Here is a 16,008-nt window from a genome sequence, read left to right as displayed (position 1 = left end):
ACACGTATCGGTGGTTGGGGAAAGGCCGCCGTAGGCGCGGGTTTACCCGCGAAAGGGCCGGGCCTGCTGGCCAATCTCCACCCGCCGTTCACCGTTGCCGCCGCGACCGTATTCGCGGGTAAACCCGCTCCTACACACGTATCGGTGGTTGGGGAAAGGCCGCCGTAGGCGCGGGTTTACCCGCGAAAGGGCCGGGCCTGCTGGCCAATCTCCATCCGCCGTTCACCGTTGCCGCCGCGACCGTATTCGCGGGTAAACCCGCTCCTACACACGCATCGCTGGTTGGGCGCAGGCCGCTGTAGGCGCGGGTTTACCCGCGAAGAGGCCGGCACAGGCTAGCGGGTCAGGTGCAGCGCCAATTGCACCAGGCCGATCAATACCGCAATGAACACCAGGGTGAACAGCGCCCCCAACGCAATGAAGTGGCTGGCCTTGCCGTGGGTGAAGTCGCGTGCGCGGTTTTTGCCGCTTTGCACGCCGAAGGCGGCAGCGAGGATGCTGTGCAGCATCTGCCAGAAGGTCGGGGGTTTGCCCTGGCTGGAATCGTCCATGGTGGCTCCTGGGGAAATCAGAGGCAATCAAGGACAGTGTAGGCAATGGTTGTGAGGTTGCCTGTGCCGGCCTCTTCGCGGGTAAACCCGCTCCTACAGGTCAATCACGGCCCTTGAGGCCTGTTTCATACCTGTGTGGGCGAGCCCGCGAAGAAGCCAGCGCAGTCGTTTAGCTGTCATACCCCAGGTTAGGCGCCAGCCAGCGCTCGCTTACGCTGATATCCTGGCCTTTGCGTGCGCTGTAACGTTCGATCTGGTCCTTGTCGACCTTGCCTACGGCAAAATACTTCGCCTGCGGGTGGGCGAAGTACCAGCCGCTGACCGCCGCCGCCGGGAACATCGCGAAGTGCTCGGTGAGGTACACCCCGCTTGGCCCGGTCTCACCGATGGCGGTGCCATCGAGCAGGCGGAACAGGGTTTCCTTTTCGGTGTGGTCGGGGCAGGCCGGGTAGCCCGGCGCAGGGCGGATGCCGCTGTACTGCTCCTTGATCAGCGCCTCGTTGTCCAGGTGTTCGTCGCGGGCATAGCCCCAGTGCTCTTTACGCACCTGCTCGTGCAGCCATTCGGCACAGGCTTCGGCCAGGCGGTCGGCCAGGGCCTTGACCATGATCGAGCTGTAGTCGTCGCCCTTGTCCTGGTAAGCCTTGGCCACTTCCTCGGCACCGATGCCGGCGGTGGTGATAAAACCACCTACGTAGTCGGTCACGCCGCTGTCTTTCGGTGCGACGAAGTCGGCCAGCGACCAGTTGGGCTTGCCGTCCGGCTTGATGGTCTGCTGGCGCAGGTGGTGCAGGGTGGCCAGTGCCTGGCCGTCTTCGCCGTAGACTTCGATGTCGTCATCGGCCACCTGGTTGGCCGGCCAGAAGCCGAATACCGCGCGGGCGCTGATCAGCTTCTCGTCGATCAGCTTGTCGAGCATCTCGCGGGCATCCTTGTACAGCGCCGTAGCAGCCTCGCCAACCACCTCGTCGGTGAGGATGCGCGGGAACTTGCCGGCCAGGTCCCAGGAGATGAAGAACGGGGTCCAGTCGATGTACTCGGCCAGGGTGCGCAAATCGATGTCTTCCAGCACCTTGACGCCGGTGAAGGAGGGCACCGCTGGCTGGTAGCTGGCCCAGTCGTACTGCGGCTTGGCAGCGATCGCCTGGGCGTAGCTGAGGCGCTCGGTGCGGGCGCTGCGGTTGGCGGTGCGCTCGCGCACGTCCACGTATTCCAGGCGGGTCTTCTCGACGAAGCCCGGCTTGAGTTCCTTGGACAGCAACTGGGTGGCCACGCCGACCGCGCGCGAGGCGTCGGTGACGTAGATGACTGCGTCGTTGCTGTACTTGGGCTCGATCTTGACCGCCGTGTGCGCCTTGGAGGTGGTGGCGCCACCGATCATCAGCGGCAGTTCGAAGCCCTGGCGCTGCATTTCGCGGGCAACGTGGACCATTTCGTCCAGCGACGGGGTAATCAGGCCGGACAGGCCGATGATGTCGCACTTCTGCTCGCGGGCCGTCTGCAGGATCTTCTCCGCCGGCACCATCACGCCAAGGTCGACGATGTCGTATCCGTTACAGCCCAGCACCACGCCGACAATGTTCTTGCCGATGTCGTGCACGTCGCCTTTCACCGTGGCCATCAGGATCTTGCCCTTGGCTTCTGGCTTGTCGCCTTTTTCGGCTTCGATGAAGGGGATCAGGTGAGCAACGGCCTGTTTCATGACGCGGGCCGACTTGACCACCTGCGGCAGGAACATCTTGCCCGCGCCGAACAGGTCGCCGACCACGTTCATGCCGTTCATCAGCGGGCCTTCGATCACTTCGATGGGGCGCGCGCACTGCTGGCGGCATGCTTCGGTGTCTTCGACGATGAACGCGGTGATGCCCTTGACCAGCGCGTGCTCCAGGCGTTTTTCCACCGGCAGCGAGCGCCACTCTTCGTTTTCCACTTCCTTGGTTGCGCCGCCACCCTTGTAGTCGTCGGCGATGGCCAGCAGTGCATCGGTGCCATGCGGGGTGCGGTTGAGCACCACGTCCTCGACCTTTTCACGCAGCTGGGCCGGGATCTCGTCGTAGATCTCCAGCTGGCCGGCGTTGACGATACCCATGGTCAGGCCGTTCTGGATGGCGTGATACAGGAACACCGAGTGGATCGCCTCACGCACCGGGTTGTTGCCTCGGAACGAGAACGACACGTTGGACACGCCACCCGAGCTCAGGGCGTGGGGCAGGTGGTCGCGGATATAGGCACAGGCCTCGATGAAGTCGACGGCGTAGTTGTTGTGCTCTTCGATACCGGTGGCGACGGCGAAGATGTTCGGGTCGAAGATGATGTCTTCTGGCGGGAAGCCCACTTCGTTGACCAGGATGTCATAGCTGCGCTGGCAGATTTCCTTCTTGCGCGCGGCAGTGTCGGCCTGGCCGACTTCGTCGAAAGCCATGACCACCACGGCAGCGCCATAGCGCTTGCACAGGCGGGCGTGGTGCTTGAACTGCTCGACGCCTTCCTTCATGGAAATGGAGTTGACGATGCCCTTGCCCTGGATGCACTTGAGGCCGGCTTCGATCACTTCCCACTTGGACGAGTCGATCATGATCGGTACACGCGAGATGTCCGGCTCACCCGCGATCAGGTTGAGGAACCGGACCATGGCCGCCTGGGAGTCGAGCATCCCTTCGTCCATGTTGATGTCGATTACCTGAGCGCCGGCCTCGACTTGCTGCAGGGCGACTTCCAAGGCTTCGGTATAGTTCTCTTCGCGGATCAGCCGGGCGAATTTGGCGGAACCGGTGATATTGGTGCGCTCACCGACGTTGACGAACAGCGACTGGCGGTCGATGGTGAACGGCTCCAGGCCCGACAGGCGGCAGGCCTTGGCGATTTCCGGGATCTCGCGCGGCTTGTACTTGGCCACGGCTTCGGCAATGGCCTGGATATGGCCTGGGGTGGTGCCGCAGCAACCGCCGATGATGTTGAGGAAACCGCTGGCGGCGAATTCTTCGACCACCGCGGCCATCTCGGCCGGGGTTTCGTCGTACTCACCGAAGGCGTTCGGCAGGCCTGCGTTGGGGTGGGCGGACACGTGGGTGTCGGCCTTGGTGGCCAGCTCTTCCAGATACGGGCGCAGGTCCTTGGCGCCGAGGGCGCAGTTCAGGCCCACGGAAATCGGCTTGGCGTGGCGCACCGAGTTCCAGAACGCTTCGGTGGTCTGCCCCGACAGGGTACGGCCGGAGGCGTCGGTGATGGTGCCGGAGATCATGATCGGCAGTTCGACGTTGTCGTCCTCGAACACTTGCTGCACGGCGAAGATCGCCGCCTTGGCGTTGAGGGTGTCGAAGATGGTTTCGATCAGGATCAGGTCGGCGCCGCCTTCGATCAGGCCGCGGGTGGCCTCGATGTAGTTTTCTACCAACTCGTCGAAGGTGACGTTGCGGAACCCAGGGTCGTTGACGTCCGGGGAAATCGAACAGGTTCGGCTGGTAGGGCCGAGCACGCCGGCAACGAAGCGCGGCTTGTCCGGCGTTTCCAGGGTCTTGGCATCGGCAACCTGGCGAGCGATGCGCGCGCCTTCGACGTTCAGCTCGTAAACCAGCGACTCCATGCCGTAGTCGGCCTGGGAAATCTGCGTGGCGTTGAAGGTGTTGGTTTCGAGAATATCGGCACCGGCATCCAGGTAGGCCTTCTCGATGGCGGCGATCACGTCCGGGCGGCTGAGCAGCAACAAGTCGTTGTTACCCTTCACATCGCTTGGCCAATCGGCAAAACGCGTGCCACGATAGTCGTGTTCCTCCAGACGGTAGCTTTGGATCATAGTACCCATGCCGCCGTCGAGGATCAGGATGCGCTCTTTGAGTGCGTTCTGGAGTGCTTGGAGACGAGCGCTGCGGTCGGACATAGGAACTACCTGGTCGGGCGAATATCAGAAGGTGCCGAATCATAACAAAGCTGCGCGGTTTTTAGGCATGTCGCCCATTTGCATGAAAACTGCTCATGTTGGGCGGGTGGAGGCAGCGCAAGGCACCCAGGACGACCAGGCAACAAATCGTGATGGCTTTCAAGAACCAGGACTTTCCGCACATGGTGCATCGTATCCTTGCCGGCGCCTTCGCCTTGCTCATCAGCGGCGCGGTATTCGGGCAGGCCCCCCAGTCGAGCCCGGCTATTTCCTACACCCGGGACATTCAACCGATCTTCACCGAGAAGTGCGTGGCCTGCCACGCCTGCAACGACGCCGCCTGCCAGCTCAAGCTGGAAAGCCCTGAAGGCGCGGTACGCGGGGCCAGCAAGGTCCCGGTGTACCAGGGCGAGCGGAGCAAAGCGGTGCCCACCACGCGGCTGTTCTACGACGCACACAGCGAAGAGCAGTGGCGCAAGAAGGGCTTCTACTCGGTGCTCGACAATCAGGGCGGTCAGGCCGCGTTGATGGCGCGCATGCTGGAATTGGGCCACAAGACCCCGCTTACGCCCAACGCCAAGCTGCCCGAAGAGATCGTCCTGGGCCTGAGCCGCAACAACATGTGCCCGTTGCCCCATGAATTCGACGCCTATGCCGGCGCACACCCCAAGGAGGGCATGCCGCTGGCGGTGACCGGGCTGACCGACGACGAATACGCCACCCTGCGCCGCTGGCTGGCGGCCGGTGCGCCGGTGGAGTACCAGCCGATCCAGCCTAGCGCGGCCGAAGCCAGGCAGATCGCAGAGTGGGAAGAACTGCTCAACCGCCCGGGTTCCACCGAGGCGCTGGTGGGCCGCTGGCTGTACGAGCACCTGTTTTTGGCGCACATCTATTTCGCTGGCGGCGAGCAGGGCCACTTCTTCCAGTGGGTGCGCTCGCGCACGCCAAGTGGCAAGCCGGTCGATATCATTGCCACCCGCCGCCCCAACGACCCACCGGGCACGGACTTCTACTACCGGTTGATCCCGGTGCAGGGCGTGATCGTGCACAAGACGCACATCACTTACCCGATGGGGCCGCAGAAGCTCAAGCGCGTGAAGCAGCTGTTCTATGCCGGTGACTGGCATGCTGCCGCGCTTCCGGGCTACGGCCCGCGCCACCGGGCCAATCCGTTTGAAACCTTCGAGGCGATCCCGGCGGTGGCGCGCTACCAGTTCATGCTGGATAACGCCGAGTACTTCGTGCGCACCTTCATCCGTGGCCCGGTGTGCCGCGGGCAGATTGCCACTGACGTGATCCGCGACAACTTCTGGGCGCTGTTCCAGGAGCCGGCCTTCGATCGCTACATCACCGATGCCAAGTACCGCGGCGAGGCTACCCCGCTGCTGGCCATGCCTGGTCAGATCGATGACGTGGGCAGTGTGCTGAGCCTGTGGCACGCCTATCGTGACAAGCGCAACGACTACGAGAAACTGCGCCGTGAAGCCTATGCCGAAATGCCGGCACCGAGATGGTCGACGCTGTGGGCCGGTAACGACAATGCGCTGCTGAGCATCTTCCGTCACTTCGACAGCGCATCGGTGACCAAGGGCCTGGTGGGGGATGTGCCGCTGACCGTGTGGCTGTTCGACTACCCGTTGTTCGAGCGCACGTATTACCAGCTGGCGGTCAACTTCGATGTGTATGGCAACGTTTCGCACCAGTTGCAGACGCGCCTGTACTTCGACCTGATCCGCAACGGCGCCGAGGTCAACTTCCTGCGCCTGATGCCGGCCGACCAGCGCAAGGCGATCCTTGGCGACTGGTACCAGAACAGTGGCAAGGTTAAGATGTGGATGGATTATGAAGACATCGACACCGACACCCCGAGTGGCATCAAGCTCGACCCGCGCAACCCCAAACGCGATTTTGGCCTGAAGCTGCTGCAGCGCACCGGCAGCCTGAATGCCGCACCGGACCCGATCAACCGCTGCCAGGGCGCGTTCTGCTCACGGCCGCAGATGAGCGAAGAATTCCGCAATGCCGAGCAGTCGCTCAGCCGTCTGGTGTCGCGCCCGGCGGCGGGGCTTAAGGTGATCAACCAGTTGCCCGAGGCGACCATGCTGCGTATCGAAGGGCAGGACGGCCAGCGTCAGGTGTACAGCCTGCTGCGCAACCGCGCGCACAGCAACGTGGCGTTCCTGCTGGGTGAGGCGTACCGCTACCAGCCGGGGCTGGATACCCTGACCCTGTACCCGGGTGTGCTCTCCAGCTACCCGAACTTCATCTTCAACATCCCGACCAAGGATGTGCCGGAGTTCGTCGAGGACATGGAGTACGCCAAAGATGACGCGGCGAAGTTCGAGCGCATTGTCATGCGCTGGGGTGTGCGCCGCAGTCACCCGGCGTTCTGGCGCTATTTCCATGACCTGAACAGCTATATCAAGGAAACCGAACCGGTCGAGGCGGGCGTGCTGGACATGAACCGGTACGAGAACCTCTGATCGGGTTGGCTGACCTTTCCGAGTACCTTGCGGTCGGAACGGGTGGGTGGTCTTGATCGATTGCAAAAGGGGGCTGCTTTGCAGCCCTTCGCGGGTGAACCCGCTCCTACAACAGGTACGGCGCGGCTCTCAAGGCTGGCGCTGGCCTTTGCACTCGATACGGGCCTCAATGCACCGCCAAGCGCAGGGTATTCCATGCTGTATTCGCTTCAGGCACTGCGGGCGTTCGCCGCCTGGGTGGTGGTCTGCCACCATTTCATGCAGATCTTCTTCGACTTCCACGCCACCGGCCCCATCGGCCAACTGCTCACCGACCGTGGCGCCGTAGGCGTCGACATCTTCTTCGTCATCAGTGGGCTGGTCATCTACCTGTCGACCCGCGACAAAACCATCGAACCGCGCCAGTTCCTGCTCAATCGGGCGCTGCGCATCGTCCCTGCCTACTGGTTCTACACAGCCCTGATGGCCATGTTGCTGCTGGCATTCAGCCAATGGATGCCGCATCAGGCGTTTGACTGGCGGCACCTGTTCCTGTCGCTGCTGTTCATCCCGGCGGAAAACCCAGGTGGCTATGGCCTGTACCCGACCCTGAACGTGGGCTGGACGCTGAACTTCGAGATGTTCTTCTACCTGCTGTTCGGCCTGGCCTTCCTGGTACGCCAACGGCATCACCTGCTGCTGGTGACTGCCGCTCTGTTGCTGGTCAGTGAGGTACTGGGGCGCATGGGCGTGGTCAGCCGCTTCTACAACAACGGCATCATCTACGAGTTTCTGCTGGGCATTGGTGTCGGCGTACTGTACCGCCGCGGGCTGATCCGTCAGGGGCGGTGGTTGCCGCTGGCGTTGCTGGGTGTGGCGGGCATGGCGATCTACTATCTGGACGCTTCCCAGCGCTTGCTGCACTGGGGGTTACCGAGTGCGATGGTCGTCCTGGCCTTCGTGGCCATGGAGCCGCTGTTCCAGGGCAATCGGCTGCTCAAGGCCCTTGGCGACTGTTCGTACTCGGTGTACCTGATACATGTGCTGGTGCTGTATGCCGGTTGGTTCGCCAGTCAGCGCCTGCATCTGAACCCGTTCCTGACATTTGCCCTGTGCGTGCCGTCCATTGGACTAATGTCGTGGTTCAGCTACCAGTGGCTGGAGCGCGGCCTATACCGGCGAATGCAGGCCTGGCTGGCGGCGCAACGGGGGCCGGCCCCTGAATATGCGCTTTCCCGAGTCAATTGCTAGGACTTTGTTCGAAGGCTGGGTTGGCGTACACTTGGCCGCAAGTCTGTGAGGAACCTACATGAGCGCTATAACCATTACCGACGCCGCCCATGACTACCTGGCCGATCTGCTCTCCAAGCAGAATACGCCCGGCATCGGCATTCGCATTTTCATCACCCAGCCGGGCACCCAGTACGCCGAGACGTGCATCGCCTACTGCAAGCCGGGCGAAGAGAAGCCTGACGACACCGCCGTGGGTCTGAAAAGCTTCACTGCTTACCTGGACGCCGTCAGCGTACCGTTCCTGGAAGACGCACTGGTCGACTACGCCACCGACCGCATGGGCGGCCAGCTGACCATCAAGGCGCCAAACGCCAAGGTGCCGATGGTCAACGAAGACAGCCCGATCAACGAGCGTATCAACTACTACCTGCAGACCGAGATCAACCCCGGCCTGGCCAGCCATGGCGGCCAGGTGAGCCTGGTGGACGTGGTCGATGACGGCATTGCCGTGCTGCAGTTCGGTGGTGGCTGCCAGGGTTGCGGCCAGGCCGATGTCACCCTGAAGGAAGGCATCGAGCGCACCCTGCTCGAGCGTATTCCGGAGCTGAAGGGCGTGCGCGACGTGACTGACCACAGCCAGAAAGAAAACGCCTACTACTGAGTTGAAGGCGGCTCCCTTAGCAACAAAGTGTTACGGTTTCAACCCCTGCGACAACAGGCCGCAGCCCGTATTCAAAGGGCTGCAGGCCATACCCGCCATGGTCGGGTAGAACCCCTCTGGGTGTCATGCCAGAATGCCCCGGTTTTTCGACCGGCCCATCCCGAGGGCCGGCACCTTCCCTGTAAAGGATGGTTTCATGAATGATCTTTTGACCCGGCGTGCAGTTGTCGCCGGCATGGGCGTTCTCGGGCTTGGCCTGCTGGCAGGCTGTAGCCCGGCCCGGGGGCTCGAGTTCAAGTACGGCAAGAACATGAGCAACGAAATCCTCGGGCGCAAGTTCAGCCTCAAAGACCCGCAAGGTAACGTGCGCACCCTGTCGAGCTTCTACGGCAGCATGCCGATGGTCTTCTTCGGCTTCACCCAGTGCCCGGCCGTCTGCCCGACCACGCTGGCGCGGGCGGCGCAGATTCGCAAGCTGCTGAGGGGCCGCGACCGCGACCTGTTCCAGGTGGTATTCATCACCCTGGACCCGGAGCGCGACACGCCCGAGGTGCTCGATGCCTACGTCAAGGCCTTCGACCCGACGTTCACCGCGCTGACCGGCACCCCCGAGGAAATTGCCGCGGTGGCCAAGGAATTCAAGGTGTTCTACGAGAAGGTTCCGGCCGGAGACACCTACACCATTTCTCATTCGTCCACCAGCTACGTCTACGATACACGTGGCACCCTGCGCCTGAGCCTTGGCCATTCCCTGAACGCCAAGGAATGCGCCGAAGATCTGGTCACCCTGATGGAGATCTGCTGAATGTCGATGCAACCGATCAAACGCGGTTTGGCTGCCCTGGTACTGATGGGGCTGGCCCTGCCGGCCCTGGCCCAGACCACCGTGAGTGATGCCTGGGTGCGTGCCAGCGTGCCGCATCAGCAGTCCACCGGTGCGTTCATGGTCCTGACTGCCAGCAGCGACAGCAAGCTGGTGGGTGTGGCTTCGCCCGTGGCCAAGACCGTGCAGGTGCACGAGATGACCATGAACGGTGACGTGATGGGCATGCGTGAGGTCAAGGCTGTCGAATTGCCAGCCGGCAAGGCAGTGACCCTGGACCCGAATGGCCTGCATGTCATGCTGATGGGCCTGAACAATCAGGTGAAGGAGGGTGACAAAGTGCCACTGACCCTGATCATCGAGGATGCCAAGGGCGCCAAGGAAACCCTGGACGTTCAGGCGCAAGTGCGTGCACTCAACGCCGACGCGGGTGGTGGGTATGATCACATGCACATGAACCACTGACAGATCAAAGGGCCGCGTTCAGCGGCCCTTTTTTTCAACTGCGCCTTTCAGCTACGAAAGCGCGGCAGCGGTCTGTCGAGGGTCAGCGACGTCAGGGTCTTTCGAACCTGGGCCTCATCGGCCTCCAGTGCCTTCAGGCTAGCGCGGATCTTGCCGGCGGCGGGCACATCGCCCTGCCGGTCGATCCAGTCGGCAATCTCCTTGCAGGCACTGCTCAGACAGGCCTGGCGCTGGTTCATCAACGACAGAAGGGTGGTGAGCTCTCTTTCGGACATGGCAGGATCCTCCATTCAGCCTTGTCAGTGTAGCAGAGGGTTGGCCAGGCTCTTGCGGCCTTTGCAAGGCGCGCTGCGGCAGCTGCCAGTGGCTGCTCTCGCGGCGCAGTAACAACTCGTTACTTATAAACAGCATGTTTAAAGTTGATGCTCGTGCCGTGCAAGGGATTCAGGGCTCGGTTTCTGAACGTGACCTGTTGAAGTGCTCAACTGCACAGTCGGGAAAATGCCGTCGGGTCTGCATTCAAAGCATGGTTGTTGTAGGAGAATTCCGGGTTTCTGATTTTCGCTTGCAGAAAGCATCGGCGTTGTTACAACTTTCATGTTGAGCTCAATCCTGGCCGAGTCTTAGATTGAGTTGGCCAATATTTGGCAATCTCAATCGGCTCAAAGGAGTGCCCATATGAATCTACAATCCGAGTGTTCAGGAGCGATGTCGCCAGGAAGTACCCGCTAATGCTGGCATTGCGCCTTAACCCCGGAACGCGTTCGCTGTCGCTGGGCTACAGCTTTTCCAAATGTGGTGAATTTGCCTTCGAGGCTGCATTTGCCGTGGCGATCGTGTCCATCACAGATGCGGATATGCTTTTGATCGGCATCGCCTACTTTTTTCGTTACTTGCCAAGTGTGGTGTTTTCGCCATTGGGTGGCTGGCTGGCAGATAACGCCAACAAGAAACACACACTATTAGCAATCGAGGTGACAAAAGGCCTGCTGGCACTTTCCTTCTTTGCCTTGTTCAGCGTGTTCACGCCAGTATTACTTGCGTTGGTGGGCCTCGCAATGGTCATGACAGCGCTCGAATGCCTTTATGTGCCCACGTTTCGCGCGTACTTTCCGGACCTTGTCGAAAAGGATGAGTTAGCCACGGTGAACAGCGGTATCCAGGTGATCGAGGACGCCGCCTCGATCCTCGGGCCGCTGGTCTTTTCGGCCTGTGTGTTACTGCTGTCTCGAGAAGCCACTTTCTTGTTTTTTGCAATGTGCCTTGTCGTGTCGGCCATTTGTATCGCTACCCTGACGCCTGCCAGGCGTAGTGTCCAACAGGCATTCGATGGGTGCGCCATAATCAGGGATGCGGCGAGCAGTGTGAGTCAGTTGAGGGCCGGCAATGCGCCGTTGTTCGCTGTCATTGGCTGCACCACACTCTGTGCGATGTTCGCCACGTCGGTGATTCGCTTTATCCTTCCAGCATCGGTGCTGGAGCACTTCGCCTCTGAAGCGGCGGTTGGATACGTGTTTTCACTGCTTGCGGCAGGCACGGTGGTGGGGGGCATGCTTTACACGCGCTTCAATCCTCGTACAACCGCAGCAATGGTGCTGCGCTACTGGATGCTCTATGGGGGGCTATTTTTTGCTGCAGCAGTGGCGCTGCAATTCAATAACTGGCTGTTCCTGTTGATTCTGTTCCTGGTTGGCTTCATTGGTGCATTTGTCGATATCGCAATCGTGACCAACATCCAGTGCTTGTCGAGGGAGCATGAAGTGGGCAGGAATTTTTCCCTCTATTACTTCACCGCCGTGATGGGTGATGCCGTATCAGGGTTGATTGCCAGTTTGGTCTTCGTGCTTGCGGGGCCGGCAACCTTTATCTGGATGACGCTCATGTTATTCATCGCGCCAGTGCGCTGGAACATGAAAGGACGTGGCCCAGATGTCGACAGCCGTACATAGCTTGGGCCTGGCGTATAGACGCAAGTTGGAGAGGGCGCTGCCGCCCTTTCACGCGCGCAGAGCAGAGTGGACGCAGGCTTGCCGATACGCCCCCGGGGTCACCCCATAGGCTTGCTTGAACTGCCGGCTCAAATGGCTCTGGTCGGCAAAGCCGAGGTCGAACGCCACTTGCGAAGCGGCCAGGCCGTGCTTCAGCATTTCGCGGGCGCGGGCCAGGCGGCGTTGCTTCAGCCAGGCATGGGGTGGCAGTCCAGTGGCCTGGCGGAACACCCGGGCGAAGTGGAACGGCGACAGGTTGACTGCTGCCGCCAGCGCTTCCAGTGAGGGCGGGTCGGCCAGTTGGCTTTCCAGCAGTTCGCGGGCGCGGGCTACGGCCAGGGGTTCGTGGCCAGGGGCCGAAGGCTCGGCGCACTGCCCGTGCCGCTGCACCAGGGCCAGCACCGCCTGGCGCCAGGCCGTCTGCTGCTGCAAGGCGCTGGCGCTGGCTTCGGATAACTGATGCAGCTGGCTGAACGCGAGGGCCAGGGCCGGGTCATGGATCACGCTGTCCTTGAAGCTGGGCATGCCGTGGCGGCCCAGTTCCAGTTCGTCGAGCACACCGGTCACCCGCTCGTGCTCGGGATAGAAGCCGCGATAACGCCAGCCGGCTTCATGGGCCGTAGCGCCGGTATGCAGTTCGTCGGGGTTGATCAGCACCATGCTGCCGACCGGTGCCAAGTGCTCGCTGCCGCGGTGCCAGAAGCGCTGGGCGCCCGACTCGATCACGGTGAATACATAGCCTTCGTGCACATGCGGGGCGAAGCGCTGCTGGTAGTAGCGAGCGTGCAGCATCTCGACGTCGCCAAGGGCTGGCGCCTGCCAGAGGTGTGTCTGCTCGCGCAAGGGCGGGCTCATGCCAGCCAGCTGCGCAGAAGGAAGAAGATCAACATGCTCACCAGCATGCTCAGCAATACGCTGCGGGTCAACAGCACCAGGGCGATGGCCACAAGGGAGCCCAGCAGGTAGGGGTTGAGCACGCTCAGGTTGAGCTGGTGGTCAGCCATGAAGATGATCGGGCCGCAGATGGCGGTGAGCATGCCCGGCACGGCAAAGCCGAGAAACTGCCGGGCATTCGAGCTCAGGCGCAAGGGCAGGCGCGGCTCCAGGAATGCGTAGCGGTTGAGAAACACGATGGCGCCCATGGCGAAAATCAGGATCCAGGTCATGCGCGGGCTCCGGCGAATTTCTGGCAGATGAACCCGGCGCTCATGCCCAGCAGGCCTGCGACCACCAGGGCGGTTTCCCAGTGCCAGTAGCTGAACAGCACCGAACAGAATAGCGACACGGCTACGCACACCACGGTGGCCAGGTTGCGCACCAGCGGCGCGATCAGGGCGACAAAAGTGGCGACAATGGAGAAATCCAGGCCGAACTGGTCCAGGTGTGGAATGTTCTGGCCCAGCAGTATGCCGGCCAGGGTGAACAGGTTCCAGGCGATGTAGAAGGTCAGGCCCACCCCCAAGGCATACCAGCGGTTGAATTGCTGCCGATCGTACTGGCTGGTCAGGGCGAAGAATTCGTCGGTCAGCAGAAAGCCCAGGCCCAGGCGCCAGCGCAGCGGCTGGCTGGACAGTACCGGGCGCATCGACAGGCCATACAGCAGGTGCTGCGAGGTCAGCAGCAGGGTGGTGAGCAGGATCGACGCCAGGTTGGCACCCCCCTTGAGCATGCCAATGGCCACCAGCTGCGCGGCGCCGGCGAAGACGATGGCCGACAGCCCCTGCCCCTGCCAGGCGCTGAGGTTGGCCTCGATGGCCATGGATCCGGCCAGCAGGCCCCAAGGGGCAACGGCCAGGGACAACGGGAGAATGGCAATGGCGCCGTGAAGAAAGGCTTGGCGGGCGATGTGGGGCATGATGGCTGCATGACGGCTACGTGGCAGGCCAGCATGACAGACGGGGCAGGGGATGGCTTGAACGATCTTGCTGGTCTAGGCGTGTTCGCCTCAACCTCAGTGGCCAACTGACAACAGGGCCGCAAAGCGGCCCCGAATGACCCTGGCTTATGGGCGGCTGGTCAGCAGCTGTTGCGCCGTTGCGCAGCCATTGATGTCTACGGCTTTCTGCAGCAGGCTCGTGCGCTGCTGTGGGTCGAGGTCACCAAGCAGGCGGTACACCTCGGCCTGGTAGTCGCGCTGACGCCCCCACAGCATTTCCAGGCCTTGTGGCCGGCTGCGGTTGCAGGCCAGGCGCGTGGCCGGTTGCGGGTAGTAGGGGGCGTACACGGTGGCCATGCTGGGGATGGCCTCCAGCGCTGTACGGTACTCGCTGCTGACGTTGTAGGGCTGGCACCAGGTGGCGATGGCGGGCGCCGGTGCGGCAAACCCCTGCTGGAGGCTGGCTTCGAGCAACGGGCAGGCGGCCTCCGGGATTTGCGCGGCGGGCAGGTACGTCATGTAATACAGCGCCAGACGGTACTGTGCGACCGGGTGGCCAAGCGCTACCGATTTTTTCAGCAGGGCAACCGCTGTCGGCAAGGTGTGAGCCATGGCCTGGCCCTGGCGGCTAAGCTCAGGGTCGCCGCCCACTGCGGTGCGCAGCGTGCTGGCAGAGTCGTCTTGGTTGTCGGCCTGCTCCAGTAGCGGCAAGGCCTGACGGTAGAGCAGGTCGGCATGAGGGTCGATGCGTACCTCCAGCGCTTGCGCGGCCAGTGGCATCAGCGCAGCCAACAGCGGGGGCAGGCGTCGCACAAGGCTCACAGGCAAACCCCATGGGTGGCCAAGTACGGATGGACGGCTTCGGTGTTCATGGCGGTCAAACGTGCGCCTCGGGCAAATCGTAACGACGACGTATTCTAGCCACCCAAGGGGGGTGGCCGAAAGACCACCCGACAACTGTCAGACGAGCTTGATCGGCGTGACCTTGCGCTGGGCATGTTTTTCCTGGGCCAGCCCAAGCTTGGCGGTGATCACCTTGGCCAAGGCATTGTTGCCCAGATCGTTCAGGTGCAGGCGGTCGATGAACAGGTCTGCGCCGAACACGGGCGAGCTGTCGAGCATGCAGTTCATGTCGTAGCAGGGCACCGGGTCGGCCTGGCTTTTGATGCGGCGGAAAAATGCCGAATGCAACTGTCTGTCGAATGCCCCCTCCAGCAGCCGGTCGAAGTTGGCCGGTTGTTGCTGCAGCGCGGTCAACATGGCTTGCTCGCCGGCGGGCAGGGTATCCCGGCACCAGGGCAGCAGCGGTTGCAGGATGAAGGTGAGCGTGGCGTGGCTGTCTGCCAGCAGACGGTCCCATTGGCGCAAGGTGCGGCCAATGTTGTCGGCGGCACGGGCCAGTCGTTTTTCCGGGGAGGACAGTGGCCAGCTGACCGGGGCTGTGACCACGGGAGGGGTCAGCGCCTGGCCGATGCGCCGCCACAGCGACTGCCGACGGGGCGGTGCGCAGGGCTGCATGCCTTCGCTGAAACTGTTGAGAAAGGCCTGGTAGGCCTTGGCGTGCTGCGGGTCGTTGGTACCTGCGAGGACTTCACACAGGGCTTCGTGGGCCAGGCTGTTGAGGCCACTGAGCACCACCACATGGCCGAGTTGGCCAAGGCGGTGCTGGTGGGTCAGGAACATCATCAATTCCTGGGTGGCGTTCAGCCCGCAGCCGGCCAGGCTCAGCCAGACTTCGCCCGTGAGCATCGACAGGTGCGAGGCCACTGTGTGTTCGTCGGAGCTGGCGCCGATGCCCAGGGCTGTGGAGCCGCCGACCAGCAGGTTGATGCGCGACGCACCACCGTGCTCGGCCGCCGAAAAGCGCTTGCCGGCGCAATGGCTGTAGCGCAAGCCAAGTGCATCGGTGTTGATGGTGCCGGAGCGGTAGCCGGTTTCGTGCACATGCAGCATATAGGGGGCACGGCGACTGCCCAGCAGGAGAAAGCGCTGGTAGTCCTGCTGCAGCGGCGAAGGAGACGGGCGCGCATCAGTCGTGGTCATGGTCTCTCCTTCGCTTGAGCCGGGTACTT

The 16,008-nt window shown here is 62.3% G+C and carries 14 protein-coding genes; 6 read left to right on the top strand and 8 right to left on the bottom strand.

Going from position 1 to position 16,008, the window contains the following annotated elements; all coding sequences use genetic code 11:
- Positions 1 to 335 precede the first annotated feature (335 nt).
- Entirely contained in the window at positions 336 to 551 is a 216-nt protein-coding gene (locus ACTJJN_RS08050) for a DUF2970 domain-containing protein (protein WP_004573790.1), read from the bottom strand.
- 169 nt (positions 552 to 720) lie between these two features.
- Positions 721 to 4,428: a methionine synthase gene (metH, locus tag ACTJJN_RS08045; protein WP_014753805.1), complete on the bottom strand. Its 3,708-nt coding sequence runs from the start codon at positions 4,426 to 4,428 to the stop codon at positions 721 to 723.
- A gap of 182 nt (positions 4,429 to 4,610) precedes the next feature.
- Between metH and ACTJJN_RS08040 the strand changes: the two genes are divergently transcribed.
- The 5 genes from ACTJJN_RS08040 (at position 4,611) to ACTJJN_RS08020 (ending at position 10,072) form a co-directional block, all read left to right on the top strand.
- Entirely contained in the window at positions 4,611 to 6,911 is a 2,301-nt protein-coding gene (locus tag ACTJJN_RS08040; protein ID WP_004573786.1) for a fatty acid cis/trans isomerase, read from the top strand.
- A gap of 195 nt (positions 6,912 to 7,106) precedes the next feature.
- Positions 7,107 to 8,141 (top strand): acyltransferase family protein, encoded by a 1,035-nt coding sequence (locus tag ACTJJN_RS08035; protein ID WP_003250411.1) that lies wholly within the window; start codon positions 7,107 to 7,109, stop codon positions 8,139 to 8,141.
- A gap of 58 nt (positions 8,142 to 8,199) precedes the next feature.
- Positions 8,200 to 8,784 (top strand): Fe-S biogenesis protein NfuA, encoded by a 585-nt coding sequence (nfuA, locus tag ACTJJN_RS08030; RefSeq protein ID WP_003250416.1) that lies wholly within the window; start codon positions 8,200 to 8,202, stop codon positions 8,782 to 8,784.
- Positions 8,785 to 8,980: 196 nt separating this feature from the next.
- Entirely contained in the window at positions 8,981 to 9,589 is a 609-nt protein-coding gene (locus tag ACTJJN_RS08025; RefSeq protein WP_003250418.1) for an SCO family protein, read from the top strand.
- Entirely contained in the window at positions 9,590 to 10,072 is a 483-nt protein-coding gene (locus ACTJJN_RS08020) for a copper chaperone PCu(A)C (protein WP_012052946.1), read from the top strand.
- Positions 10,073 to 10,119: 47 nt separating this feature from the next.
- Here ACTJJN_RS08020 and ACTJJN_RS08015 read toward each other — a convergent pair whose 3' ends face one another.
- Positions 10,120 to 10,347 (bottom strand): hypothetical protein, encoded by a 228-nt coding sequence (locus ACTJJN_RS08015; RefSeq protein ID WP_003250422.1) that lies wholly within the window; start codon positions 10,345 to 10,347, stop codon positions 10,120 to 10,122.
- Between the two features lie 456 nt (positions 10,348 to 10,803).
- Here ACTJJN_RS08015 and ACTJJN_RS08010 point away from each other — a divergent pair, with 456 nt between their 5' ends.
- Positions 10,804 to 12,021, top strand: a complete 1,218-nt coding sequence (locus ACTJJN_RS08010) for an MFS transporter (protein ID WP_012052945.1) — start codon at positions 10,804 to 10,806, stop codon at positions 12,019 to 12,021.
- Between the two features lie 48 nt (positions 12,022 to 12,069).
- Here the strand turns inward: ACTJJN_RS08010 and ACTJJN_RS08005 are convergent, their stop codons facing one another.
- The 5 genes from ACTJJN_RS08005 to ACTJJN_RS07985 form a co-directional block, all read right to left on the bottom strand.
- Complete coding sequence (locus ACTJJN_RS08005; protein WP_003250425.1) at positions 12,070 to 12,915, bottom strand: AraC family transcriptional regulator; 846 nt, start codon at positions 12,913 to 12,915, stop codon at positions 12,070 to 12,072.
- Positions 12,912 to 13,226, bottom strand: a complete 315-nt coding sequence (locus ACTJJN_RS08000) for an AzlD domain-containing protein (protein WP_004573763.1) — start codon at positions 13,224 to 13,226, stop codon at positions 12,912 to 12,914. The genes ACTJJN_RS08005 and ACTJJN_RS08000 overlap by 4 nt, the downstream gene beginning before the upstream one ends.
- Positions 13,223 to 13,915, bottom strand: coding sequence for an AzlC family ABC transporter permease (locus ACTJJN_RS07995; RefSeq protein WP_010953341.1), 693 nt, complete (start codon positions 13,913 to 13,915; stop codon positions 13,223 to 13,225). The genes ACTJJN_RS08000 and ACTJJN_RS07995 overlap by 4 nt, the downstream gene beginning before the upstream one ends.
- 147 nt (positions 13,916 to 14,062) lie before the next feature.
- Positions 14,063 to 14,758 carry a hypothetical protein gene (locus tag ACTJJN_RS07990; RefSeq protein ID WP_014753796.1) on the bottom strand — a complete coding sequence of 232 codons (696 nt, stop codon included), beginning with the start codon at positions 14,756 to 14,758 and terminating at the stop codon, positions 14,063 to 14,065.
- A gap of 138 nt (positions 14,759 to 14,896) precedes the next feature.
- A complete protein-coding gene (locus tag ACTJJN_RS07985; protein WP_014753795.1) occupies positions 14,897 to 15,979 on the bottom strand; it encodes a hypothetical protein in 1,083 nt (360 codons plus the stop codon).
- Positions 15,980 to 16,008 lie beyond the last annotated feature (29 nt).

Source organism: Pseudomonas sp. 22515 (genome assembly GCF_052044625.1).
Taxonomy (GTDB): domain Bacteria; phylum Pseudomonadota; class Gammaproteobacteria; order Pseudomonadales; family Pseudomonadaceae; genus Aquipseudomonas; species Aquipseudomonas alloputida.
The sequence above is the reverse complement of the archived record's forward strand: the minus strand, read 5'-3'. Positions and strand labels throughout refer to the sequence as shown.